The 25,375-nt window shown below is 73.0% G+C and carries 13 protein-coding genes, 1 tRNA gene, 1 rRNA gene and 1 pseudogene; 13 read left to right on the forward strand and 3 right to left on the reverse strand.

The features are described from left to right. Positions 1-11 precede the first annotated feature (11 nt). Both rrf and D7294_RS28255 read left to right on the forward strand, forming a co-directional pair. A 5S ribosomal RNA gene (gene rrf / locus D7294_RS28250) occupies positions 12-128 on the forward strand. Between the two features lie 4 nt (positions 129-132). After that, positions 133-208, forward strand: a tRNA-Thr gene (locus D7294_RS28255). Positions 209-305: 97 nt separating this feature from the next. On the opposite strand, the gene D7294_RS28260 is transcribed toward D7294_RS28255, so the two are convergent. Further along, a complete protein-coding gene (locus D7294_RS28260) occupies positions 306-2,915 on the reverse strand; it encodes a SpoIIE family protein phosphatase (RefSeq protein WP_120684647.1) in 2,610 nt (869 codons plus the stop codon). Positions 2,916-3,159: 244 nt separating this feature from the next. Between D7294_RS28260 and D7294_RS28265 the strand changes: the two genes are divergently transcribed. The 8 genes from D7294_RS28265 (at position 3,160) to D7294_RS28300 (ending at position 16,962) form a co-directional block, all read left to right on the forward strand. Next, on the forward strand, positions 3,160-8,712 hold the full coding sequence (locus tag D7294_RS28265) for a HAMP domain-containing protein (RefSeq protein WP_241562684.1): 5,553 nt from the start codon (positions 3,160-3,162) through the stop codon (positions 8,710-8,712). 386 nt (positions 8,713-9,098) lie between these two features. After that, the gene (locus D7294_RS28270; protein ID WP_120684648.1) at positions 9,099-9,770 is read left to right on the forward strand and encodes a response regulator; all 672 of its coding nucleotides are present in this window, start codon (positions 9,099-9,101) and stop codon (positions 9,768-9,770) included. 103 nt (positions 9,771-9,873) lie between these two features. Beyond that, a complete protein-coding gene (locus tag D7294_RS28275; RefSeq protein ID WP_120684649.1) occupies positions 9,874-12,645 on the forward strand; it encodes a DNA translocase FtsK in 2,772 nt (923 codons plus the stop codon). A gap of 137 nt (positions 12,646-12,782) precedes the next feature. After that, on the forward strand, positions 12,783-13,613 hold the full coding sequence (locus D7294_RS28280; RefSeq protein WP_120684650.1) for a helix-turn-helix domain-containing protein: 831 nt from the start codon (positions 12,783-12,785) through the stop codon (positions 13,611-13,613). A gap of 76 nt (positions 13,614-13,689) precedes the next feature. Further along, entirely contained in the window at positions 13,690-15,225 is a 1,536-nt protein-coding gene (rimO, locus tag D7294_RS28285; RefSeq protein ID WP_120684651.1) for a 30S ribosomal protein S12 methylthiotransferase RimO, read from the forward strand. Beyond that, the gene (gene pgsA, locus D7294_RS28290; RefSeq protein ID WP_120684652.1) at positions 15,222-15,875 is read left to right on the forward strand and encodes a CDP-diacylglycerol--glycerol-3-phosphate 3-phosphatidyltransferase; all 654 of its coding nucleotides are present in this window, start codon (positions 15,222-15,224) and stop codon (positions 15,873-15,875) included. Before rimO ends, pgsA begins: the two co-directional genes overlap by 4 nt. Positions 15,876-15,877: 2 nt before the next feature. Beyond that, a complete protein-coding gene (locus D7294_RS28295; RefSeq protein WP_120684653.1) occupies positions 15,878-16,405 on the forward strand; it encodes a CinA family protein in 528 nt (175 codons plus the stop codon). 167 nt (positions 16,406-16,572) lie between these two features. Continuing rightward, the gene (locus D7294_RS28300; protein WP_120684654.1) at positions 16,573-16,962 is read left to right on the forward strand and encodes a helix-turn-helix domain-containing protein; all 390 of its coding nucleotides are present in this window, start codon (positions 16,573-16,575) and stop codon (positions 16,960-16,962) included. Positions 16,963-17,220: 258 nt separating this feature from the next. Here D7294_RS28300 and D7294_RS28310 read toward each other — a convergent pair whose 3' ends face one another. Continuing rightward, positions 17,221-21,966 (reverse strand): Lhr family ATP-dependent helicase, encoded by a 4,746-nt coding sequence (locus D7294_RS28310; protein ID WP_120684656.1) that lies wholly within the window; start codon positions 21,964-21,966, stop codon positions 17,221-17,223. 237 nt (positions 21,967-22,203) lie between these two features. Further along, positions 22,204-23,226 carry a hypothetical protein gene (locus D7294_RS28315; protein WP_422070754.1) on the reverse strand — a complete coding sequence of 341 codons (1,023 nt, stop codon included), beginning with the start codon at positions 23,224-23,226 and terminating at the stop codon, positions 22,204-22,206. Here D7294_RS28315 and D7294_RS28320 point away from each other — a divergent pair. From D7294_RS28320 to recX, 3 genes and pseudogenes are all read left to right on the forward strand, one after another. Beyond that, the gene (locus D7294_RS28320) at positions 23,225-23,419 is read left to right on the forward strand and encodes a DUF3046 domain-containing protein (RefSeq protein ID WP_120684658.1); all 195 of its coding nucleotides are present in this window, start codon (positions 23,225-23,227) and stop codon (positions 23,417-23,419) included. The genes D7294_RS28315 and D7294_RS28320 overlap by 2 nt on opposite strands. Before the next feature lie 185 nt (positions 23,420-23,604). Beyond that, positions 23,605-24,729 (forward strand): recombinase RecA, encoded by a 1,125-nt coding sequence (recA, locus tag D7294_RS28325; protein WP_120684659.1) that lies wholly within the window; start codon positions 23,605-23,607, stop codon positions 24,727-24,729. Further along, positions 24,621-25,322 (forward strand): annotated as a pseudogene (recX, locus tag D7294_RS28330) (recombination regulator RecX); the annotation flags it as partial. The gene recA and the pseudogene recX, both read left to right, overlap by 109 nt. Positions 25,323-25,375: the final 53 nt, after the last annotated feature.

Raw genomic sequence — 25,375 nt, forward strand, 5'->3', positions numbered from 1 at the left:
TCTCTGAGTGTTCCGGTGGTCATGGCGGAGGGGAAACGCCCGGTTACATTCCGAACCCGGAAGCTAAGCCTTCCAGCGCCGATGGTACTGCACGGGGGACCGTGTGGGAGAGTAGGACACCGCCGGAATTCTGCCCCAATAGCTCAGTCGGCAGAGCGTCTCCATGGTAAGGAGAAGGTCAACGGTTCGATTCCGTTTTGGGGCTCCAGCCACCCGGTCCAGGCATCGGGAAAAGGCAATGGAAGACAGTGAGGATACGGAAAAGGCCCTCGCCATGCGGCGGGGGCCTTTTCCGTCGTTCCTGATTACTCGGGGATGCGCAGCGTCAGAATGGCCATGTCGTCGGACGGGGCGTCGGAGGCGAAACGCTCGACGGCCCGCAGCACGCGGGCGGCCACGGCGCCGGCCGTCATCCCCGTACAGGTGCTGAGGACGTCCGTCAGGCCGTCGTCGCCCAGCATCCGGGTGCCCTCCCGGCGTTCGGTGACGCCGTCGGTCACGCACAGCAGCACATCCCCCGGATTGAGCCTGGTGGTCTGCTCGTACAGCTCCAGGTCCTCCAGCACGCCGAGCAGCGGCTGCGGGCTGGCCGCCGGCTCCACCTCGCCGTCCGGGGTGAGGCGCAGCGGCAGCGGGTGCCCGGCGCACACCATCTTCAGCTCCGCGCCGCCCTCGGGCTGCGGCCACAGCTCCCCGTAGAGCAGAGTCAGGAAACGGCCACGCGAACCCTCCTCCAGGATCGCGGAGTTGAGCCGTTCCAGCACGGCAGGCCCGCCGAGGCCCTCCCTGGCCAGCAGGCGCAGCGCGTGCCTGGCCAGCCCGGTGACCGCGGCCGCCAGCGGCCCGGTGCCGCAGACGTCGCCGATCGCGAAGCCGTACGCGCCGTCCCTGATGGGGAAGACGTCGTAGAAGTCGCCGCCGACCTCGTTGCCCTCGCCCGCCGCGCGGTAGATGACCTCCACCTCGACGCCGTCGATCGCCGGCAACTCGGGCGGCAGCAGGCTGCGTTGCAGGGACTGGCTGATCGCCGTGCGCTCGCTGTAGAGCCGGGCGTTGTCCAGGGCGAGTGCCGCCCGGCGGGCGAGGTCCTCGGCGAGTTCCAGGATGTCCTGGCGGAAGCGCTCGTCGGTGGGCTTCCCCAGGGCGAGCAGGCCGATCACGCGGTTCCTCGCGTTGAGCGGGAGGACGATGGTCTCGCCGCCGACCGCGGCGGCCGTGGCGAGGCTGGTGCCAGGGGCCTCCTGGGAGGAGGGCGGCTTGCCGAGGGACAGGCTGCGCAGCGAGGTGCGCAGCGCGGTGTTGCGGGCCGCGTCGGCCGGCGCGGCCCAGGGGCGGACGCCGAGCTCGATGTCGGGGTCGGGCGGCGGGACCCGTTCGAGGAGGGCCTTGATGCCGTCGATGCGTTCCTCGTCCTCGTGCAGGACGTAGGAGAGGACGGGTTCGGAGCCGAACTCGGAGATCGTGTAGACCGCGCACCAGGTGGCGAGGGTCGGGACGGTCATCTGCGCCATGAGGGCGAGGGTCTGGTTGCGGTCGAGGGTGCCGGCGAGCAGCTCCGAGGCCTCCACGAGGAACGCGAGCGAGCCGCGGCGCAGGCGTTCCAGCTCGGTGAGGCGGGCCGACTCGACGGCCAGGGCGATGCGGTCGGCGGCGAACTGGAGGCGCAGCGCCTCCTCGTTGCTGTAGCGGCCCGGGGTTTCGGAGGCGACCCCGAGGGAGCCGGTGAGCCTGCCCTCGACCTTGAGCGGGACCGTGACGACGGCGTGCATGCCGGTGCCGGACAGCAGTGGGACGGCGCCGGGCGCGGCGGCCAGGTCGTCGTGGACGGAGGGCATCCGGGCCGAGCCGTAGCGTCCGCTGCCGGTCTCGACGGGGACGCGGGCGAAGCGCTGGCGGGCGGAGGGCAGGCCGGTGGTGGCGCGGACCTCGAGCTCGGTCTCGTCGTCGGTGGCGAGCAGCAGGAACGCGGCATCGCCGTCGAGCATGTCACGGGCCCGTTCGACGGTGCGCTGCAGCAGGCCGTCGAGGTCGTCGGGCGGCGGGGAGCCGATGAGGGCGTCGAGCGGATCGCCGGTGCGGTCGAGGACCTCCTGCCCGCCGGCGTGCACGGGGAGCCGGGTGGGGCTCTGGAGGATGGCGCGTTCCTGGTCGCGGACGATGAGGCAGACGGTGGTGGGCTCGCCGTTGGCGTCGCGGACGCGGAGGTGGCAGGCGTAGACGGGGACGGTGCGGCCCGCGGAGTCGCGCAGGCCGTAGCTGCCCTCCCAGCGGGAGAGGGCCAGGGCCTCGGCGATGCCGGTGCCGGTGCCCGGGGTCTGGGGCCAGGCGGCGAGGTCGGAGAGCGGCTTGCCGACGACTTGCTCCGCGGTGTAGCCGAAGAGGGCGGTGGCGTCGTCGTTCCAGACGCTGATGGTGTCGGCGCGGTCGACCTGGACGACGGCGACGTGGACCCTGGTCTCGCTGACGGGCAGGGCCTCGTCGGGCAGCACGGGCCCGGCGGATCTCGTGCCGACCGGCATGGCCTGCTGGTCGAGGCGGAACCAGACGCGCTTGTCGGAGGCCGTGTAGTCGACGCCCCAGCGGGAGGCGAGCGCGGCGCAGAGCATCAGGCCGCGGCCGCCCTCGCTGCTGAGGTCGAGCTGGCCGCGGGAGACCTCGGCGAGCGGCAGCTCGCGCTCCGGGTGGCGGTCGACGACCTCGATGCGGACGCCGTCCTTGTCGCGCAGGCAGTGGACCTCGGCGGCGGTGCCGGCGTGGACGACGGCGTTGGTGACCAGCTCGCTGGTGAGGACGACGGCGTCCTCGGTGAGGTCGGTGAGTCCCCAGCCCTGGAGGGTGTCCCGGACGAAGCCTCGCGCGGTCGCCACGGAGCGCCCAACCGGTTCGAAGGTGGCCGCAGCTCGCGCGGTGATCACGTCGTTCCCCCAAGGGTCGTTCTCGCTTCGCTGTCCGGTCCCTCACGGGCAGCTGGATGCCAGGTTACTGACGTTGCCCGGCCACGCGGACGGCGCATCCGCCGATTTCCCCCTCACCGGGAAAACAGTGGTATGCGATGCTGCCGAACTGTTATCGCCCGGTCGGTCGAGAGTGAAACACTGGGAGGGCTCGACGTGAGAGTTGCCCGGGCGGAATGGTCGATCCTGCGGGAGGGACACAGTGGTGTCTGAGGGAGCAGTTGCGCGCGCCGGTACGCGTGGCCGGACGAGGCGGTCCCGGGTCAGCGGCACCGTCGAGGTGGACGCCGCCGCGCTCGACCGCCTGCTCCTGGCCCTGGAGGCGATGCGGGACGGCAACCTCAGAAAGCGTCTCACGGTCGTCGGCGAGGGCCCGATGGCGGAGATCGCGGCGGTGTACAACGAGGTGGCCGACCGGGGGCTGCACCTGACCGGGCAGCTGTCGGGCGTGCGCCGGCTGGTGGGGCGCGAGGGCAAGCTGACCGAGCGGATGGAGCGCGGGGTCTGCGAGGGCGCCTGGGGCAAGGCGATCGACGACGCCAACGACCTGGTGGACGACCTGGCGCGGCCGGTGTCCGAGGTGGGGCGGGTGCTGACGGCGGTGGCCGAGGGCGACCTGTCCCCGCGGATGGAGCTGCGGGTCGAGGCGAGCGACGGCACGGGGCGTCCGGCGCGCGGCGAGTTCCTGCGGGTGGGCAGGACGGTGAACGGGCTGGTCGACCACCTGTCGCAGTTCACCGACGAGGTGACCCGGGTGGCCCGCGAGGTGGGCACCGAGGGCAAGCTCGGCGGCCAGGCGCAGGTGCGGGGGATGTCGGGTTCCTGGAAGGGCCTGACGGACTCGGTGAACCAGATGGCGGCGCGGCTGACCGCCCAGGTCAGGGACATCTCGCAGGTGACCAAGGCGGTGGCGGGCGGGGACCTCTCGCGGAAGGTCACGGTGCACGTGGCCGGGGAGATGCAGGAGCTGAAGGACACCGTCAACGGGATGGTGGACCGGCTCTCCTCGTTCCAGTCCGAGGTGACCCGGGTCGCCCGGGAGGTGGGCACGGAGGGCGTGCTCGGCGGCCAGGCCCAGGTGGAGGGCGTGGACGGGGTCTGGAAGGACCTCACCGAGTCCGTGAACACGATGGCGGGGAACCTGACGAAGCAGGTCAGGGAGATCGCCCAGGTGACGACGGCGGTGGCCAACGGCGATCTGTCGCAGAAGATCACGGTGCGGGCGCGGGGCGAGTTCGCGCAGCTCGCGGACACGATCAACGACATGACGGAGACGCTGAGCGCGTTCGCCGACGAGGTGACGCGCACGGCGCGGGAGATCGGCACCGAGGGCACGCTGGGCGGCCAGGCGCGGGTGCAGGGCGTGGCCGGGGTGTGGAAGGAGCTGACGGACTCCGTCAACACGGCCTTCCGCAATCTGACGGCGCAGGTCCGCGACATCGCGCAGGTGACGACGGCGGTGGCGAACGGCGATCTGTCGCAGAAGGTGACGGTGGACGTCTCGGGCGAGATGCTCGAGCTGAAGAACACGGTCAACCGCACGGTCGACCAGCTCTCGTCCTTCCAGTCCGAGGTCACGCGGGTGGCGCGGGAGATCGGCGACGAGGGCGTGCTGGGCGGGCAGGCCTCGGTGCTGGGGGTGGCCGGTGCCTGGAAGGACCTGACCGACTCGGTGAACACGGCCTTCCGCAACCTGACCGGTCAGGTGCGGAACATCGCGCAGGTGACGACGGCGGTGGCCAACGGCGACCTGTCGCAGAAGGTGACCGTCGACGTCTCGGGCGAGATGCTCGAACTCAAGAGCACGGTCAACCGGATGGTGGACCAGCTCTCCTCGTTCGCGGCCGAGGTGACCCGGGTGGCCACCGAGGTGGGCATCGAGGGCAGGCTGGGCGGTCAGGCCCAGGTGGAGGGCGTCAGCGGCACGTGGAAGGCGCTGACGGACTCGGTGAACCAGATGGCGGGGAACCTGACCGACCAGGTGCGCAACATCGCCCAGGTGACGACGGCGGTGGCGCGCGGCGATCTGTCGCAGAAGATCGAGGTGGACGCGCGCGGGGAGATTCTCGAGCTGAAGAACACCGTGAACACGATGGTGGATCAGCTGTCCTCGTTCGCGGACCAGGTGACGCGGGTCGCGCGCGAGGTGGGTACCGAGGGGCGGCTGGGCGGTCAGGCGCAGGTCTCCGGAGTGGCCGGCGTGTGGCGTGACCTGACCGGTTCCGTGAATGGGATGGCGTCGAACCTGACCGATCAGGTGCGGAGCATCGCGCAGGTGGCCACGGCGGTGGCGCGCGGTGACCTGTCGCAGAAGATCACCGTGGACGCCAAGGGCGAGATTCTGGAGCTGAAGGACACGCTGAACACGATGGTCGATCAGCTGTCCTCGTTCGCGGAGCAGGTCACGCGGGTGGCCCGCGAGGTGGGTACCGAGGGGCGGCTGGGCGGTCAGGCGCAGGTCTCCGGGGTCGCGGGCACGTGGAAGGACCTGACCCAGTCGGTCAACAGCATGGCGGACAAACTCACCTCGCAGGTGCGGAACATCGCGGAGGTGACGACGGCCGTCGCGCGCGGCGACCTGACGAAGAAGATCACCGTCGATGCCGCGGGCGAGATCCTGGAGCTGGTGACGACGGTCAACACGATGGTGGACAACCTGTCCTCCTTCGCGGACCAGGTGACGCGGGTGGCCCGCGAGGTGGGCACCGAGGGCCAGCTCGGCGGGCAGGCCCAGGTGCACGGGGTCTCGGGGACCTGGAAGGACCTGACGGACAGCGTCAACCTGATGGCCAGGAACCTGACCGGGCAGGTCCGCAACATCTCCGAGGTCGCCATGGCGGTGGCGAACGGTGACCTGTCGAAGAAGGTCACGGTCGAGGCGAAGGGCGAGGTCGCGCAGCTGGCCGACACGGTGAACCGGATGGTGACGACGCTGTCCTCGTTCGCCGCCGAGGTGACCAGGGTGGCGCGTGAGGTGGGCACCGAGGGGCGGCTGGGTGGCCAGGCGCAGGTGCCCGGCGTGTCCGGTACCTGGCGGGATTTGACCGAGTCGGTGAACTCGATGGCGTCGAACCTGACCGGGCAGGTCCGCAACATCACGCAGGTGACCACGGCCATCGCCAAGGGCGATCTGACCAAGAAGATCGACATCGACGCGCGGGGCGAGATCCTCGAACTGAAGGACACGCTCAACACGATGGTCGACCAGCTGTCGCTGTTCGCCGAGCAGGTGACGAAGGTCGCCCGCGAGGTGGGCACGGAGGGCAAGCTGGGCGGGCAGGCGCGGGTGCCGGGCGTGGCCGGCACCTGGAAGGACCTGACCGATTCGGTGAATGAGATGGCGGGCAACCTGACGCGTCAGGTGCGCGGCATCGCCAGGGTGGCGGCGTTCGTGAGCCGCGGCGATCACAGCGTGCGGATCGACACGGACGCCGCGGGCGAGATCCTGGTCGTGCAGGAGAACATCAACAAGATGATCCACGACCTGCGCGAGACGGTGCTGGCCAACAAGGAGACGGACTGGCTCAAGAGCAACCTGGCCAGGATCTCGGCGCTGTTGCAGGGCAGGCGGGACCTGAAGGACGTCGCGAGCCTGATCATGAGCGAGCTGGTGCCCGCGGTCACGGCGCAGCACGGGGCGTTCTTCCTCGCGGTGCCGGCGGACGGCGACCTGCTGACGACGCAGCCGGGGGCGACCGGCGACTACGAGCTGCGCATGCTGGGGTCCTACGGGTACGCGGTCGGGCAGCAGGCGATGTCCTTCCGGCCGGGCGAGTCGCTGGTGGGCACCGCGGCCGAGGAGCGGCGGATGATCCAGATGGGGCCGACGCCCGAGGGCTACCTGAAGATCTCCTCGGGCCTCGGCGAGGCGCCGCCGGCGCAGGTGATCGTGCTGCCGGTGCTGTTCGAGGACCGGGTGCTCGGGGTGCTGGAGCTGGCGTCCTTCAAGCCGTTCACGCAGATCGAGCGGGACTTCCTGTTGCAGATGGCGGAGATGATCGCCACGAGCGTCAACACGATCAGCGCCAACACCCGTACGGAGATGCTGCTGAAGCAGTCGCAGGAGCTGGCCGAGCAGTTGCAGAGCGGTTCGCGGGAGCTGGAGGAGCAGCGCAAGGCCCTGCAGGACTCGAACGCGGAGCTGCGGGAGAAGGCGGACCTGCTCGCGGCGACGAACCGCAACATCGAGGTGAAGAACTCGGAGATCGAGGAGGCCAGGCGCGGCCTGCAGGAGCGTGCCGAGCAGCTGGCGATCTCGATGCGGTACAAGTCGGAGTTCCTGGCGAACATGTCGCACGAACTGCGCACGCCGCTGAACTCGCTGCTGATCCTGGCCAAGCTGCTGGCGGACAACGCGGAGGGCAATCTCTCGCCCAAGCAGGTGGAGTTCGCCGAGACGATCCACGGCGCGGGGTCCGACCTGTTGCAGCTGATCAACGACATTCTCGACCTGTCGAAGGTCGAGGCGGGGAAGATGGACGTCAGCCCGACCAGGATCGCGCTGGTGCAGCTGGTGGACTACATCGAGGCGTCGTTCCGGCCGCTGACGGCGGAGAAGAACCTGGAGTTCTCGGTGCGGGTCTCGCCCGAGTTGCCGCCGACCCTGCACACCGACGAGCAGCGGCTGTTGCAGGTGCTGCGGAATCTGCTGTCGAACGCGGTGAAGTTCACCGACACGGGGTCGGTGGAGCTGGTGATCAGGCCGGCCGGCCCCGGGGTGCCCGACGAGATCCGCGAGCAGATGCTGGAGAACGGGTCGATCAGGACGGCGGACGCGCCGCTGGTGGCCTTCGCGGTCTCGGACACCGGGATCGGGATCGCGGCGAGCAAGATGCGGGTGATCTTCGAGGCGTTCAAGCAGGCGGACGGCACCACCAGCCGCAAGTACGGCGGCACCGGGCTCGGCCTGTCGATCAGCAGGGAGATCGCGCGGCTGCTTGGCGGGGAGATCCACGCCGCGAGCGAGCCGGGCCGCGGGTCGACGTTCACGCTGTACCTGCCGCAGCAGCCCACGGAGCTGCCGCCGCCCGGGTACGGGCAGTTGACGACCGGCACCCTCTCGGGTGAGACGCCGCGGGCGGCGGAGGAGCCGCCGCCCGCGATCGAGGCCGCGGTGCCGGACACGGAAGACCTCGGCGTCGAGGAGGAGCCTGCCGCGCCGGCCGGCCGGGAGCCCGAGTCGCTGTCTGACGGCGAGCGGGAGCGCCGTCAGGCCTCGATCGCGGCCGAGCGGGCGGCGGAGTCGCTGACGCGCCGGCACCGGGAGCGTTTCCAGGAGAACGGCTCGCACGAGGGCAGGCAGGAGGGCGAGGAGGCCGCCGCCGGAGCCTCGGCCGAGGAGGAGGCGAGGCGGCGCCGGATGTACCGGGACTTCAGGGGCCGCAAGGTGCTGATCGTGGACGACGACGTGCGCAACGTCTTCGCGCTGACCAGCGTGCTGGAGCAGCACGGGCTCCGGGTGCTGTACGCGGAGAACGGCCGGGAGGGGATCGAGGTCCTGGAGTCCAATGAGGACGTCCTGCTGGTGCTGATGGACATCATGATGCCGGAGATGGACGGCTATGCGACGACGGCGGCGATCCGGCGGATGCCGCAGTTCGCGGGGCTGCCGATCATCGCGCTGACGGCCAAGGCGATGCAGGAGGACCGGGAGAAGAGCCTGGAGTCGGGGGCCTCCGACTATGTGACGAAGCCGGTCGACACGGATCAGTTGTTGTCGGTGATGAGCCAGTGGATCGGGGAGGGCAGCCGGGCGTGATCTGCCACACCCCGGCCGCCCGCGGGGAACTTGCGGGCGGCCGGGGGCGTTGTGGTAGTGCGTATCAACGCGGTTCGCCGGGTCCTGGGGTGCGTGGTATCGTGACGCAGCGCGATGCGCTGATCACCGGGCGCCTTGCGTTCCGGCCACCTGGCAGGTGGTGGAACGATCGTCGGTGCAGCGGGGGTCAAGGCCGGAAGGGCAGCGGCTCCTCGCGACGGGGCGAGGGCTCTCGGAGACCATCGCGTACGGTTGCGCGCTGGACGGGCTCACTGGCATGGCCGCCGGTGAGGATGCCACCATGTCCGGCACAGGACCGGACGGCGTGAGGGTGCCGTCCACTACGGCGGTGCCGCGGGGTGCCGCAGGGGCGAGGAGGACGGGCCATGGTGCAGAAGGCCAAGATCCTTCTGGTCGATGACCGGCCCGAGAATCTGCTGGCGTTGGAGGCCATCCTCTCCGCGCTCGACCAGACACTCGTCCGGGCATCGTCAGGGGAAGAGGCGCTCAAGGCGCTGCTGACGGAGGACTTCGCGGTCATCCTGCTCGACGTGCAGATGCCCGGCATGGACGGCTTCGAGACGGCCGCGCACATCAAGCGGCGCGAGCGGACGCGGGACATCCCCATCATCTTCCTGACGGCGATCAACCACGGCCCGCACCACACCTTCCGCGGGTATGCGGCGGGCGCGGTCGACTACATCTCCAAGCCCTTCGACCCGTGGGTGCTGCGGGCGAAGGTCTCGGTCTTCGTCGAACTGCACATGAAGAACGTGCAGCTGCGCGAGCAGGCGGCGCTGCTGCGGCGCGAGCTGGAGGGCGGCCAGACGGCCCCGGACGCCGAGCACGGCGCGGGCGGCCTGCTGCCCGAGCTCTCGGCGAGGCTGGCCGCGGTCGAGGAGCAGGCCGAGGTGCTCTCCAAGGAGCTGGCCGAGTCGGGCGGCGGAGCCGCGGTGTCGACGGCGGCCCACCTGGAGCGCAAGCTGGCCGGCCTGCGCCGGGCCCTGGACGCGTTGCAGCCGGGCGCGGGCGAGCCGCACTCGGTCGAGACGAGGTAGGCCGGCCGCCTCCCCCCACCCGGACCCGGGCGGCGGGCTGCTGACGCGGCGTCGGCCTGCGCCCTCCGTGCTCAGGCGCGTTCGCCCCGGTACGCTCACCCCCATGGCCTCACGTACGTCCGGCAAGGGTTCCCAGGGCGCGCGCGCCGGGCGCACCGGCGGGGGAGCGGCGAAGAAGGCGCCGGCCAAGAAGGCGCCGGCGAAGAAGGCACCCGCCAAGAAGGCGCCGCCGAAGCCGCCCGCGCCGCCCGCCGCGAACGTCGCCTTCCGCGTCCTCAAGGCGCTCTGGCTGGGGATCGCGCACCCGGTGGGTGCGCTGCTGCGCGGGATAGGGCGTGGCGCCAAGGGCCTGGACCCGGCGCACCGCAAGGACGGTCTTGCGCTGCTGCTGCTCGGCCTCGCGCTGGTCTCGGCCGTGGGCACCTGGTCGAGCCTGCAGGGGCCGGTCGGGGACCTGGTGACGACGGTGGTGACCGGCGCGCTTGGCCGCCTGGACCTGATCTTCCCGCTGATCCTCGGCTTCATCGCGGTGCGGCTGATCAGGCACCCGGAGCAGCAGGACGCCAACGGGCGCATCGTCATCGGCCTGACCGCCCTGCTGGTGGGGGTGCTCGGCCTGGTGCACATCGCCACGGGCGCGCCCGACCGCGGCGAGGGCGCCCAGGCGCTGCGGGACACCGGCGGGAACCTCGGCTGGGCGGCCTCGCGCCCGCTCATCCTGGCCGTGGGCGAGCCGCTGGCGGCGGCGCTGCTGGCGCTGCTGACCACCTTCGGGCTGCTGGTGGTGACGGCCACGCCGGTCAACGCCATCCCGCGGCGGCTGCGGGCGGCCGCCGTCCGGCTCGGCCTGATGCCGCAGCCCGCCAAGGACCGCGAGGACCTCACCCTTCCGGGTGAGGAAGACGCCGCGGAGGAGGCCGGGTTCGCGCCCGAACGGTACCTGGAGGACGCGGACCGGCCGGCCGGCCGCGGTCGCGGACGCCGCCGGCCCGCCGGGGAGCGGGACGGGGCGGAGGAGGCCAGGGAGCGGGCCGAGCGTTCCGCGCTGGAGTCCCGCCGCGGGCCGCGCCGCAGGCCGCGGCGGGACTCCGAGCCCGACCCGGTGGACGTGGCCGCCGCGGCGGCGGCCTCGCTGGACGGGGCGGTCCTGCACGGGGTGCAGCCCTCGCCGCTGGTCGCCGACCTCAGCAGCCGCGTGGTCAGCGGCAGGTCCCGCCAGGAGCGGCGCGGGCGGCAGCCCGAGGAGGAGGGCGCGCAGCTTCCCGACCCGCGCGCCGAGGAGCCCGCGAGCGAGGCGGCCTCGCCCTCGGAGGGCGTGGGCAGCGCGGTCCCCGACCTGACGAAGGCGGCTCCCCCGCCGGCGGAGCCGCTGCCGCCGCGCGCCGAGCAGTTGCAGCTCTCCGGGGACATCACCTATGCGCTGCCCTCGGTGGAGCTGCTGGTGCGCGGCGGCCCGGGCCGTACCCGCAGCGCCGCCAACGACGCGGTGGTCGACTCGCTGACCACCGTGTTCCGCGAGTTCAAGGTGGACGCGCGGGTCACCGGGTTCACCCGCGGCCCGACGGTGACCCGCTACGAGGTCGAGCTCGGCCCCGCCGTGAAGGTGGAGAAGATCACCGCGCTGACCAAGAACATCGCCTACGCGGTGGCCAGCCCGGACGTGCGGATCATCAGCCCCATCCCGGGCAAGTCGGCCGTCGGCATCGAGATCCCCAACAGCGACCGCGAGATGGTCAACCTGGGCGACGTGCTGCGCACGGCGGACGCGGTCGGCGACGAGCACCCGCTGGTGGTCGGCCTCGGCAAGGACGTCGAGGGCGGCTACGTGATGGCCAACCTGGCGAAGATGCCGCACCTGCTGGTGGCCGGCGCGACGGGGTCCGGCAAGTCCTCCTGCATCAACTGCCTGATCACCTCGATCATGATGCGGGCCACCCCGGAGGACGTGCGGCTGGTGCTCGTGGACCCCAAGCGGGTCGAGCTGACGGCCTACGAGGGCATCCCGCACCTCATCACGCCGATCATCACCAACCCCAAGCGGGCCGCCGAGGCCCTGCAGTGGGTGGTGCGGGAGATGGACCTGCGCTACGACGACCTCGCGGCCTACGGGTACCGGCACATCGACGACTTCAACGCCGCGGTGCGCAGCGGGAAGGTGAGCCCGCCGCCGGGCAGCGAGCGGGAGTTGTCGCCCTATCCGTACCTGCTGGTCATCGTGGACGAGCTGGCCGACCTGATGATGGTGGCGCCGCGCGACGTGGAGGACGCGATCGTCCGCATCACGCAGCTGGCGCGGGCCGCCGGGATTCACCTGGTGCTGGCCACCCAGCGGCCGAGCGTGGACGTGGTCACCGGGCTGATCAAGGCGAACGTGCCCTCCCGGCTCGCCTTCGCGACCTCCTCGCTGGCCGACAGCCGGGTCATCCTCGACCAGGCCGGGGCGGAGAAGCTCATCGGCAAGGGCGACGGGCTGTTCCTGCCGATGGGCGCGAACAAGCCGGTGCGCATGCAGGGCGCCTACGTCACCGAGGAGGAGGTGGCCGCGGTCGTGGCGCACTGCAAGGAGCAGATGGCGCCGGTCTTCCGGGACGACGTGGCCGTGGGCACCGCGAAGAAGAAGGAGATCGACGAGGACATCGGCGACGACCTGGACCTGCTGTGCCAGGCGGCCGAGCTGGTCGTGTCGACCCAGTTCGGATCCACCTCCATGTTGCAGCGCAAGCTGCGGGTGGGCTTCGCCAAGGCGGGCCGGCTGATGGACCTGATGGAGTCGCGCGGCGTGGTGGGGCCCAGCGAGGGCTCGAAGGCGAGGGACGTGCTTGTCAAGCCGGACGAGCTGGATGGCGTGCTCGCGGTGATCCGGGGAGAAGAATGAGGTAGGGGGGCGCCGGCGCGGCGTGGGCGGGCCATCCCGTTGGCGGACAAACGGGCTCGGCCCGGTTGCTCGTTTTCTCCGCGGCCCCCCTAGACTTATATGCACAGCACGTGGCTTCACGCTCGAAAGGCGACCCCGTGTCCAGTGGCAACTCCTTCGCCGAGGACCGGCCTTCCGTCGGTCGAACCCTCCACCAAGCGCGCATCGCGGCAAAGCTGACCGTGGATGACGTCAGTTCGACCACGCGAGTGCGCATTCCGATCGTTCAGGCCATCGAGCAGGACGATTTCTCGCGCTGTGGTGGCGATGTCTACGCCCGTGGGCACATCAGAACGCTGGCGCGCGCGGTCGGTCTCGACCCGGCCGAGCTGGTCACGATGTACAACGAGCAGCAGGGCACCCACCCCCAGCCGCTCGACCTGTCCTCCGGACCGCTGTTCGAAGCCGAGCGCATCCGGCCCGAGCCGCGCCGCCCGAACTGGACGGCGGCCATGGTGGCCGCGATCGTCGCGGTGATCGGCTTCGTCGGCTTCACCTTCTTCAGCGGCGGCGACTCCTCCGACCCGGGCTCCGTGGCCGAGGACACCCCCTCGCCCGATCACAGCGCGCGCGAGGAAGGCACCGGGGAGCAGCCGGTCAACGAGCCGGCCCAGCCGGGCCCCGACGACCCCGACTCCTCCGAGAGCGCGGTGGCGGCGGCGCCCGCCGACAAGGTCACCGTGAAGGTCACCGTCGAGGACGGCAGCAGCTGGATCTCCGCGAAGGACAGCAGCGGCCAGCTGATCTTCGAGGGGGTGCTGCACGGCGGGGACTCCGAGACGTTCACCGACGACGACCGGATCGATCTGGTCCTGGGCAACGCGGGCGCCGTGCAACTGCACGTCAACGGGCGGGAGATCCACGACGACTTCGAAATGGGGCAGGTACAGCGCCTGAGCTACACGCCGGGCGACCCCGAGGAGGGCTGAGGGTTCCCTGGGCCGGCCCGCCCGGGGTCACCCGGTGGGCGGGGGCGACCGGCCCGGGACGAAGTAGGCTGAGCCCATGTCCGAACGCCGTACCGTCGCCCTGGTCACCCTTGGTTGCGCCCGTAATGAGGTGGATTCAGAAGAGCTGGCGGGGCGCCTGGCCGCGGACGGCTGGGAGCTCGTGGCCGATGCCGCGGAGGCCGAGGTCGCGGTCGTCAACACCTGCGGCTTCGTCGATGCCGCCAAGAAGGACTCCGTCGACGCGCTGCTGGAGGCGGGGGAGCTGAAGGCCGCCGCGGGCGAGGGCGGGGGGCGGACGCGGGCCGTGGTCGCCGTCGGCTGCATGGCCGAGCGCTACGGCAAGGAGCTCGCCGACGCCCTGCCCGAGGCCGACGCCGTGCTCGGCTTCGACGACTACGCCGACATCTCCGAGCGGCTGCGCACCATCCTGGCCGGCGGCGTCCACGCCCCGCACGTGCCGCGGGACCGGCGCAAGCTGCTGCCGCTGAGCCCGGTGGACAGACAGGGGGCCGAGGTGGCGCTGCCCGGGCACGGGCAGGCCGCCGCGCAGGGCCAGGCCATAGCCGACCTGCCGGCGGGTCTTGCCCCCGCCTCGGGGCCCCGGGCGCCGCTGCGCAGGCGGCTGGGCAGCAGCCCGGTGGCCTCGCTGAAGCTGGCCTCGGGCTGCGACCGGCGGTGCAGCTTCTGCGCCATCCCCTCCTTCCGCGGCTCCTTCGTCTCCCGCCGCCCCGCCGACGTCCTCGCCGAGGCGCGCTGGCTGGCCGGGCAGGGCGTGAAGGAGATCATGCTGGTCTCGGAGAACAACACGTCCTACGGCAAGGACCTGGGCGACATCAGGCTGCTGGAGGCCCTGCTGCCGGAACTGGCCGCCGTGGACGGCCTGGAGCGCATCCGCGTCAGCTATCTGCAGCCTGCCGAGCTGCGGCCGGGGCTGGTCGACGTGCTGACGGGCACCGAGAAGGTGGCCCCGTACTTCGACCTCTCCTTCCAGCACTCCGCTCCCCAAGTGCTGCGCGCCATGCGGCGCTTCGGCGACACCGAACGCTTCCTCGAACTGCTCGGCGGCATCCGGGCCAAGGCGCCCCTGGCCGGGGTCAGGTCCAACTTCATCGTCGGCTTCCCCGGGGAGCGCGAGGAGGATGTGGAGGAGCTGATCCGGTTCCTGAGCGCGGCCAGGCTGGACGCCATCGGGATCTTCGGGTATTCGGACGAGGAGGGCACCGAGGCGGCCGGGTACGAGGGCAAGCACGACCCCGAGGTGGTGGCCGAGCGGCTGGCCAGGGTGTCCGAGCTCGCCGACGAGCTCATCGCGCAGCGCGCCGAGGAGCGCATCGGCGAGCGGGCGCGCGTGCTGGTGGAGTCGCTTGACCCGGACGACGAGCCGGAGGGGGAGGTGATCGCGGTGGGCCGTGCGGCACACCAGGCACCGGAAACGGACGGGCACGTCAAGATCGTCGACGTGAAGGGGGAGGGCCCGGCACTCTCCGTCGGCCACTTCGTGGACGTCGAGATCGTCGCGGCGCAGGGAGTCGACCTGGTCGCCGCGCTTGTGCCACCGGCCGACGGCGGCGCCGCCGGGGCCGGCAGATGACCGACATGCCGGCCTCGGCCGCCGGGAGGGGACGGGTGGCAGATCAGGGGCGGGCCGCCGCGGCTCCCGCGCTGTGGAACATCGCCAATATCCTGACCATGGTCCGGCTCCTGCTGGTGCCCGGATTCGTCCTGCTGATGTTCGCCGAGGGCGGACACGATCCCGCCTGGCGCTCGCTGGCCTGGGCGGCGTTCACCGTGGCCATGATCACCGACCTGTTCGACGGGGAGCTGGCCAGGCGGCGCAACCTGGTCACCGACTTCGGCAAGATCGCCGATCCGATCGCCGACAAGGCGATCATGGGGGCGGCCCTGATCTGCCTGTCGTTGCTCGACGACGTGCCGTGGTGGGTGACCGTGGTGATCCTCGTCAGGGAGCTGGGCATCACGGCGCTGCGGTTCTGGGTGATCAGGCACGGCGTGATCCCCGCCAGCAGGGGCGGGAAGCTCAAGACGCTGACCCAGGGCGTCGCCGTGGGCATGTACATCCTGGCGCTGACCGGGCCGCTCGCCTCGATGCGGTGGTGGGCGATGGCGGCGGCCGTGGTGCTGACCGTGGTGACCGGGCTCGACTACATCCGCCAGGCGGTGGTGCTGCGGCGGGCCGGCCTGGCCAGGCAGCGGGCGGCGCGGCCGGCGGACGGCGGGTAGCGATGGGCGGGCAGCCGCCCGGGGACGCCCTGGGCCCGGCCGGGGACGCCCTCGGCGTGGCGGCGGAGGTGCTTGAGCTGCTGGCGGGGAGGGGGCAGACCCTCGCCGTCGCCGAGTCGCTGACCGGCGGGCTGGTCGCCGGGACGCTGACCGCGGTCCCCGGCGCCTCGCGGGTCTTCCGCGGCTCGGTCACCGCCTACGCCACGGACGTCAAGCGGGACGTGCTGGCCGTGGACGGCGCGCTGCTCGCCGCCAGGGGGCCGGTGGACGCCGAGGTGGCCCGGCAGCTGGCGGCGGGGGTGCGCAGGCTGCTGGGGGCCGACTGGGGACTGGCCACCACGGGGGTGGCCGGTCCTGGGCCGCAGGACGGCCACTCGGCGGGAACGGTGCACGTGGCGGTTTCGGGGCCGGGATGCGGGGGAGCCGTCAGTCAGCGACTGCGGCTGCGCGGGGACCGGACCGCGGTCAGGACGGGCAGCGTGGAAGCGGTGCTGGGCCTGCTGCGAGGTCGGCTGATCCACTCCGACTGAGCCACCACTCCGGCCGCCGGGGAGGGGCAGGATACGGAACAGAACGGAGGGGATGGATGTTTGCAGCCCTGAGTGAACAAGACATCGCTCCCCGCGCGGTGGGAGTCCGAGGCGGTACGGTGGGGCATGAAGCAAGCGAGGCCAACGGTCCGAGGAGGGAGCCACCGATGATCCTGCTCCGTCGCCTGCTGGGTGACGTGCTGCGTCGGCAGCGCCAACGTCAGGGCCGCACTCTGCGTGAAGTGTCCTCCTCGGCACGGGTCTCCCTCGGATATCTCTCCGAGGTGGAACGCGGGCAGAAGGAAGCCTCATCCGAGTTGCTGGCCGCCATCTGCGATGCGCTCGATCTGCGGATGTCCGAGCTGCTGCGTGAGGTCAGCGACGAGCTGGCCCTGGCGGAGCTCGCCCAGTCCGCCGCGAGCGACACCGTTCCGTCCCCGATGCGCCCGATGCTCAACCCCGTGCGTGTGCCGCGGGTGACGTCGGTGACGCACCACCCCGACGAGCGGGTCACGATCAAGGCTCCCAGCGAGGCAGTCGACGTCGTAGCCGCCTGAGTGCGCACGGTGACCGGGTCTGCGCCCGGGGCCGGTCACCCGCCAACCGCCGCCTCCCGTTTGGGGTCGCGGCGGTTTCGCATGCCCGGGCGCGGGGGCCCGCCGCCCGTGGAACCAAGCGCGGTCCGCCGCCCCGCCCCGGCCCCGGCCGGATGAACGCGCCTGGCCGAGGGAGCGGGCCCGCCACGGGTGCCCGAGCCGGGCCGGCGGGCACCGGCCCTTCCCTTCGCCGCGGGCACCGGGGCCCTGCGGCGTGGCTCAGGGACGCAGCCGCAGCCCGCGGGGGGTCGCGTGGAAGCCCGCCCCCTCCAGCAGCCCGGTCCACCACGGGTCGGCCAGAACCGGGGAGCCGTTGACCCGCTCCACCGTCAGCGTGCCGAGTGAGCCCTCGCGGGCGGCCTGGGCCAGGGCCTCGGCGGCCGGCCGCAGCGCCTCCAGGGCCGCCCCCGGCTCTTCCCGGCCACGCTGCCCGGGCCAGGCGAGCAGCGTGCGCCCCCCGCGCTCCAGGTAGAGCGCCAGCTCGCCCCCCACCAGCACCACCAGCGCCCCCGCCTTGCGCCCCGGCTTGTGCCCTGCCCCGTGCGGCGGCTCGGGCCAGGGCAGGGCGGCCCCGTAGGCGTTCGCCGGGTCGGCGGCGGCCAGCACGGTGGCGCGCGGCTCGGCCGCCGGGGCGCCGCGCTCCGCCGCCGAGGCGATGGCCCGCAGCCGGTCCACCGCCCCGTCCATCGCGAACTGGGCGGCGCCGAGCCCCTCCACCACGTAGCCCCGCCTGGCCTGGCCGCTGTCCTCGAAGGCCGAGAGCACCCGGTAGGCGGCCGAGAAGCCCCCCTCGACGCCCTCCGCGGCCACCGCGCCCCGGGTGACCACCCCGTGCCGGTCGAGCAGCGTACGGGCCAGGGCGTGGGCCCGCAGCGTGGTCTCCTCCTCCCGGGGCGGCAGCAGGGACCAGCGCCCGCCCACGGTCGGCGGGCCGTTCCGCCCGGCCGTGGGGCGCCTGGCCTGGCCGGTGCCGATGGCCAGGGAGCCGTACCTGCCGCGCGGGACCTGGCGCCTGCCGCGGTGGGCGACCGAGCCCGCGGTGCGGCCGGAACCGAGCAGGGCGCGCAGCGGGGCCAGGGTGTCGTTGGTCAGGCGGCCCGACCAGGCCAGCTCCCAGATCACCTCGGCGAGCCTGGCGTCTTGCACCTCCTCGCCCGCGGCCCGCACCTGCTCGGCTATCTGCCGGAAGAACAGCCCGTAGCCGCCGGACAGGGCCGCGAGCACCGCCGAGTGCGCCGGGGACAGCTCCAGGGGATGCGGGGGCGGCAGCAGCAACGGAGCGGAGTCGGCCGGGTACAGCGAGATCCAGCCGTCCTTGCCGGGCAGCGCACCGGCGCCCGCCCACACCACCTCTCCCGAGGCGGTCAGCTCGTCGAGCAGCGGCGGCGCGTACCCGGACACGCGCGAGGGCAGCACCAGCCGCTCCAGGGCCGAGGCGGGCACCGGGGCGCCCTGCAACTGCTCGACGGCGCGCACCAGTCCGTCGATGCCGCGCAGCCCGCCGCGGCCGGGGAGCGGGCCGACGTGCTGCCACTGGGGCAGGAACGCGGCGAGCGCGGCCGGCGCCACCGGCTCGAGCTCCTCGCGCAGCACGGCGAGCGAACGCCGCCGCAGCCGCCGCAGGACGGCCGGGTCGCACCACTCGTGGCCCACGCCGCCCGGCCTGAACTCGCCCTGGACCAGGCGGCCGTCGGCGGCCAGCCGCTGCAGGACCCCGTCGGCCACCGCGGTGCCGAGGCCGAAGTGGGCCGCGGCCTGGGCCGAGGTGAAGGGGCCGTGCGTGCGGGCGTAGCGGGCGAGCAGGTCGCCCAGGGGGTCGGCGAGCGGCTCGGTGAACGCCTCGGGGACGCCCACGGGCAGCGCGGCGCCCAACGCGTCCCGCAGCCGCCCCGCGTCCTCGACGGCGGCCCAGCGCTCCTGTCCCGCGAACCTGATCCGGATGGCGCGGCGGGCGGCGGCCAGCTCGCGGGCCCACTCCGGACGCGCTCCCCGCTCGGCGAGCTCCGCCTCGCCGAGCGGGCCGAGGACCCGCAGCAGGTCGGCGACGCCTTCCGCGTCCCGCACCCGGCGCTCCTCGGTCAGCCACTGCAACTCCCTCTCCAGATCGGCCAGGACGCCCGGATCGAGGAGCTCGCGCAGCTCCGCCTGGCCGAGCAGCTCGGCGAGCAGCCTGGAGTCGAGGGAGAGGGCGGCGGCCCGGCGCTCGGCCAGGGGCGAGTCGCCCTCGTAGAGGTACTGCGCGACGTAGCCGAAGAGCAGGGAACGGGCGAAGGGCGAGGGGTCCTTGGTGGTCACCTCGACCAGCCGCACCCGCCGCGCCTCCACGTCGGCCATCAACTCGGTGAGGCCCGGCACGTCGAAGACGTCCTGCAGGCACTCGCGGACCGCCTCCAGCACGATGGGGAAGGAGCCGAACTCGCTGGCCACGGACAGCAGTTGCGCCGCGCGCTGGCGCTGCTGCCACAGCGGCGTGCGCCGGCCGGGGTCGCGCCGGGGCAGCAGCAGGGCCCGGGCCGCACACTCCCTGAAGCGGGAGGCGAACAGCGCAGATCCGCCCACCTGGTCGGTGACCAGCTGCTCGACCTCGCCCTTGTCGAAGAGGACGTCCTCCGCGCCGACCGGGGCGCGGCCGTCGTCGAACAGCCCGGCGCCCGGCTCGGCCCCGGCCGGCCCGCCCTCCCCGGCGAGCCCGGCCCCGGCCGCCGACAGGTCGGCGTCGGGCAGGCGCAGCACGATGCCGTCGTCCGCGTGCAGCACCTGGGCGTCCATGCCGAAGCGCTCGGTGAGCCTGGCCCCCAGGGCGAGCGCCCAGGGCGCGTGGACCTGGGCCCCGAAGGGGGAGTGCACCACGATCCGCCAGTCGCCAAGCTCGTCGCGGAAGCGCTCGACCACGATCGTGCGGTCGTCGGGGAGGTGGCCGGTGGCCTGGCGCTGCTCCTCCAGGTAGGCCAGGACGTTGTCCACGGCCCAGGCGTCGAGGCCGGCGGCCGACAGCCGCTCGCGGGCCGCCTCGGGGGCGAGGCCGCCGATCTCGCGCAGGAAGGCGCCCAGGGCGCGGCCCAGCTCCAGGGGGCGCCCCAGCTGGTCGCCCTTCCAGAACGGCAGCCGCCCCGGGACCCCGGGGGCCGGGCTGACCAGGACCCGGTCGCGGGTGATGTCCTCGATCCGCCAGGAGGTGGTGCCGAGGGTGAAGACGTCGCCCACCCTGGACTCGTAGACCATCTCCTCGTCCAGCTCGCCGACCCGGCCGCCGCCCCGCTTCGGGTCCGCGCCCGCCAGGAAGACCCCGAAGAGGCCGCGGTCGGGGATGGTGCCGCCCGAGGTCACCGCGAGGCGCTGGGCGCCGGGGCGCCCGGTGACCGTGTGGGCCACCCGGTCCCACACCAGGCGGGGGCGCAGCTCGGCGAAGGCGTCCGAGGGGTAGCGGCCGGCCAGCATGTCGAGCACCGCGTGGTAGGCCGACTCGGGCAGGGCGGCGAACGGCGCGGCCCGGCGCACGAGGGCGAGCAGCTCGTCCACGTCCCAGCTGTCCATCGCCACCATCGCGACGATCTGCTGGGCCAGCACGTCCAGCGGGTTGGCCGGGATGCGCAGGGACTCGATGGCCCCGGCCCGCATCCGCTCGGTGACGACGGCGGACTGCACGAGGTCCCCGCGGTACTTGGGGAAGACCACGCCGGTGGAGACCGCCCCCACCTGGTGGCCGGCGCGGCCGACGCGCTGCAGCCCCGAGGCCACCGAGGGCGGCGACTCGACCTGGACGACGAGGTCCACCGCCCCCATGTCGATGCCGAGTTCGAGGCTTGAGGTGGCGACGACGGCGGGCAGCCGGCCGGCCTTGAGGTCCTCCTCGATGTGGGCACGCTGCTCCTTGGAGACCGAGCCGTGGTGCGCCCTGGCCAGCAGGCCGGGCGCACCCCTGGCCGCGCCCGAGCCGCCCATCAGCGCGGCCGGCGCGTGCTCCTCGGGGAGCGGCTCGCCGGTGGCGCGTTCGTGGGCGATCTCGTTCATCCTGTTGCACAGGCGCTCGGCGAGGCGGCGGGAGTTGGCGAAGACGATCGTGGAGCGGTGGGCCTGGGCGAGGTCGACGATCCGCTCCTCGACCGAGGGCCAGATCGAGGGCAGCTCGCCCGAACCCGGCGCGTCCGGCACCGGGGAGCCGCCGAGCTCGCCCATGTCGGCCACGGGGACCACCACGGAGAGGTCGAACTCCTTGCCGGAGGGCGGCTGGACGATCTTGGCGCGGCGCTGGGGGGAGAGGAACCTGGCCACCTCGTCCACCGGCCGCACCGTCGCGGACAGGCCGATGCGGCGGGCCGGCCGGGGCAGGAGGGCGTCGAGCCGTTCGAGGGAGAGGGCCAGGTGGGCGCCGCGCTTGGTGCCGGCCACGGCGTGGACCTCGTCGAGGATCACCGTCTCCACCCCGGCCAGGGCCTCGCGCGCGGCCGAGGTGAGCATCAGGAACAGGGACTCGGGGGTGGTGATCAGGATGTCCGGGGGCCTCCTGGCCAGGGACCTGCGATCGGCGGCCGGGGTGTCGCCGGTGCGGATGCCGACCCTGATGTCGGGCTCGGGCAGGCCGAGCCTGACCGACTCCTGCCTGATGCCGGTGAGCGGACTGCGGAGGTTGCGCTCGACGTCGACGGCCAGGGCCTTCAGGGGCGAGACGTAGAGCACCCGGCAGCGCTTGTGGGGCTCGGCGGGCGGGGCGGTCGCGGCCAGCCGGTCGAGGGAGGCGAGGAAGGCGGCCAGGGTCTTGCCGGAGCCGGTGGGCGCGACCACCAGGGCGTCCGCCTCCTCGGCGATGGCCTGCCAGGCGCCCTCCTGCGCCGCCGTGGGCGCGTGGAAGGCGCCGGAGAACCACGCGCGGGTGGCAGGCGAGAAGGCGGCGAGCGCGCTCGCCTCGCCGGGAGCGCTCCGTCCTTCGCGGGGGTGTGGTGCCTGTCCTTCGCCGTGCCGTGCCATGTGCCCATCGTGCACCCCGGCACTGACAGCGGCACCGGCCGCCGGCCCGGGAGGCGCCGTGCGAGGGGCAGGCACGGGACGCCGCGTGGGGCCCGTCGTGGATGCCGTGCGGGGGCGGCCCTGGGTCGTGGTGGGGGGCACGGCCCTGGGCTGCGGTGGGGGCGGCCCGGACGCCCCGCGTGGGCCGGCCGGGGGCGCCGCGCGGGGGAGCGGGAACGTGCGGGGTTCCGGGGCGGGTCAGGGGGAGGCCGAAGGCGGGGCCGGGGCGGGGGCGGCGAGGTCGTGGCCGAAGGCGCGGAGGGTGAGCAGTGCCTCGATGGTGTGAATCGGGCGCCACTCGACCACGCTGCCCGGGGCCCAGGCCGGGTGCCTGGCGGGCCAGCCGCCGTCCGCGCACTGCCGGGCGGCGAGGTGGGCGACGCCGCGGGCCAGCTCGGCCTCGGAGAACCAGCGCCGCGCCAGCGAGTTCGGGCTGCGGGCGTAGTCGCAGACGAAGTGCAGCTCGTCGGGCCCGTACCCGGCCGGGGGCGCGAAGGCGTGCGCCCGGTCGGGATCGGTGACGACCAGCCGCTGGTCGCGCACCAGTCCGCCGAGCCGGTCGGCCACGGTCTCGGCCCGCGCCCGGTCGGGGGCGCTGTCGAGGAAGGCGAGGGCGGCCAGCGCCTGCCTCGGGTGGGTGTGGCCCAGGCGCTCGATCGCCGACCAGCAGTAGTCGGTGGCGCGGAAGAGCCAGGCGTCCCAGACGTCGTTGCGGTGCAGCAGGCCGACGGCGGGGCCGGTGGCGAGCAGGTCGCTTCCGGTGGAGGGGATCGGCAGGAAACGGGCGGCGGGGTAGCCGCGCTGGCTCGGGTGCACGGCGGGCAGGGCGCCCTCGTGGGTGGAGACGGAGGTGAGGTAGCGGCAGATGCGCTCGGTGTGCCGGCCGTGGCAGCGGCCCGTCTCGTCCAGGATCTGCAGGGCGGCGACCGTGTGCAGCGGCTGGCTGAGCGGGCCGCGCAGGTCGGGCAGCAGGGCGTGGCCGAAGCCGTGGTCGGGGTTGCGGTAGGCGGCGAGCGCGGTCTCCACGGCCTCGGGCGGGCCGTCGAGGAAGAGGTGGGCGAATCGTCGCTGCTCCAGCACCCGGGCGGTGAGCCACACGAAGTGCTCGGCGCGGGCGAGGAGGGATCTTCCTGGGGGCACTCTGGTGACCGTAGGGCCGGGACGGCCCCCGGGCAGGGGAACGGCCGCGGTTGCACCCGCGCGGCGGGATACTGGTGGCATGCGGTTGACGGACTTCTGGCAGCGAATGGCGGAGCACTTCGGTCCCGCGTACGCGGATTCCTTCGCCAGGGACCACGTGATGTCGGAGCTCGGCGGCCGAACCGTTTACGAGGCGCTGGACGCGGGGTGGGACGCGAAGGACGTCTGGCGCGTGGTCTGCGCGGCAATGGATGTGCCCCGGCACCTGCGCTGACGCCTCTGACCTGGGCTTTTTGAGTTATCCACAGGTTGCGGGCCCGGCTTGACACGAAAATCGAACAGCCATTCTCATGTAGGGGCGGGCGCGGCGTCCGGATCGGCGGTGAGGCCGATTGTCAGTGGCAGGCGCTAGCGTCCGTGGACGTGAAGCGATCGAATCAGACGGACCGGGTGGCACCCATGGCAGGTACGGACCGCGAGAAGGCGCTGGACGCGGCTCTCGCACAAATTGAGCGGCAGTTCGGCAAAGGCGCCGTGATGCGCCTGGGGGAGCGGCCGAACGAGCCGGTCGAGGTGATCTCCACCGGCTCCACGGCCCTCGATGTGGCCCTGGGCGTCGGCGGATTGCCGCGTGGGCGCGTCGTGGAGGTGTTCGGGCCCGAGTCCTCGGGCAAGACGACGCTGACGCTGCACGCGGTGGCGAATGCCCAGCGGGCGGGCGGCACGGTCGCCTTCGTGGACGCCGAGCACGCGCTCGACCCCGAGTACGCCAAGAAGCTCGGCGTGGACGTGGACCAGCTGATCCTCTCCCAGCCGGACAACGGCGAGCAGGCGCTGGAGATCACCGACATGCTCATCCGCTCGGGCGCGCTCGACCTCATCGTCATCGACTCCGTCGCGGCGCTGGTCCCGCGCGCGGAGATCGAGGGCGAGATGGGCGACTCGCACGTCGGGCTCCAGGCCCGGCTGATGAGCCAGGCCCTGCGGAAGATCACCGGCGCGCTCAACCAGTCGAAGACCACGGCGATCTTCATCAACCAGCTGCGCGAGAAGGTCGGCGTGATGTTCGGCTCGCCGGAGACCACGACGGGCGGCCGGGCGCTGAAGTTCTACGCCTCGGTGCGGCTGGACATCCGCCGGATCGAGACCCTGAAGGACGGCACCGAGGCGGTGGGCAACCGCACGCGGGTCAAGGTGGTCAAGAACAAGGTGGCCCCTCCCTTCAAGCAGGCCGAGTTCGACATCCTCTACGGCATCGGGATCAGCCGGGAGGGCGGCCTGATCGACATGGGCGTCGAGCACGGCTTCATCCGCAAGTCGGGCGCCTGGTACACCTACGAGGGCGACCAGCTCGGCCAGGGCAAGGAGAATGCGCGGAACTTCCTGCGCGACAACCCCGACCTCGCCAACGAGATCGAGAAGAAGATCAAGGAGAAGCTCGGCATCGGGCCGCGTGCCGAGGCTCCCGAGGGCGAGCCGGGCAAGGATGCGGCCGGGGACGTCTCCGCCGCTCCGGCCGCGGCGGCGGCCACCGCCGTCAAGGCACCGCGGGCGGCCAAGTCGCCTGCGGCTGCCAAGAGCTGACGGTGACGCGGCGCAGCGAGTGGCCCGAGCCGCCGGCGGGCGCGGGCGGCGAGGCCCCGCGGCGGGCGGCGGGCGCCTCGCCGCGGGACCCGGTGGAGCGGGCGCGGGCGATCTGCCTGCGGCTGCTCACCGGGACCCCGCGCACGCGGCGGCAGTTGGCCGAGGCGCTGCGGGCGCGGGAGATCCCCGAGCCGGCGATCGCCGAGGTGCTCGACAGGTTCGAGGAGGTGGGGCTCATCGACGACGCGGCCTTCGCGGGGGCCTGGGTGGAGTCCCGCCACCACGGGCGGGGGCTGGCGCGCCGGGCGCTGGCCAGGGAGTTGCGGACGAAGGGAGTGGCGCAGGGACTGATCGACGAGGCCGTCGGCCTGCTGGACGCCGAGCGGGAGGAGGCGACCGCCAGGGCCCTGGTGGCCCGCAGGCTCCCCGCCACGCGGGGGCTGCCCCCGGAGAAGCGGATGCGGCGGCTGGCCGGGATGCTGGGCCGCAAGGGCTATCCGGAAGGGCTGGCCCTGCGGGTGGTTCGCGAGGCCCTGGCGGCGGAGGACGAGGACCCCGAGCTGCTCGACGAGTACCTGGGGGGCGGGGCGTAGCAGGAGCCGGCCTCCGCCTCGGGGGCCGGGCGTTCACGGGGCCGCGGGGGGGC

Source organism: Streptomyces hoynatensis (genome assembly GCF_003626535.1).
Classification (GTDB): Bacteria; Actinomycetota; Actinomycetes; order Streptomycetales; family Streptomycetaceae; genus Streptomyces; species Streptomyces hoynatensis.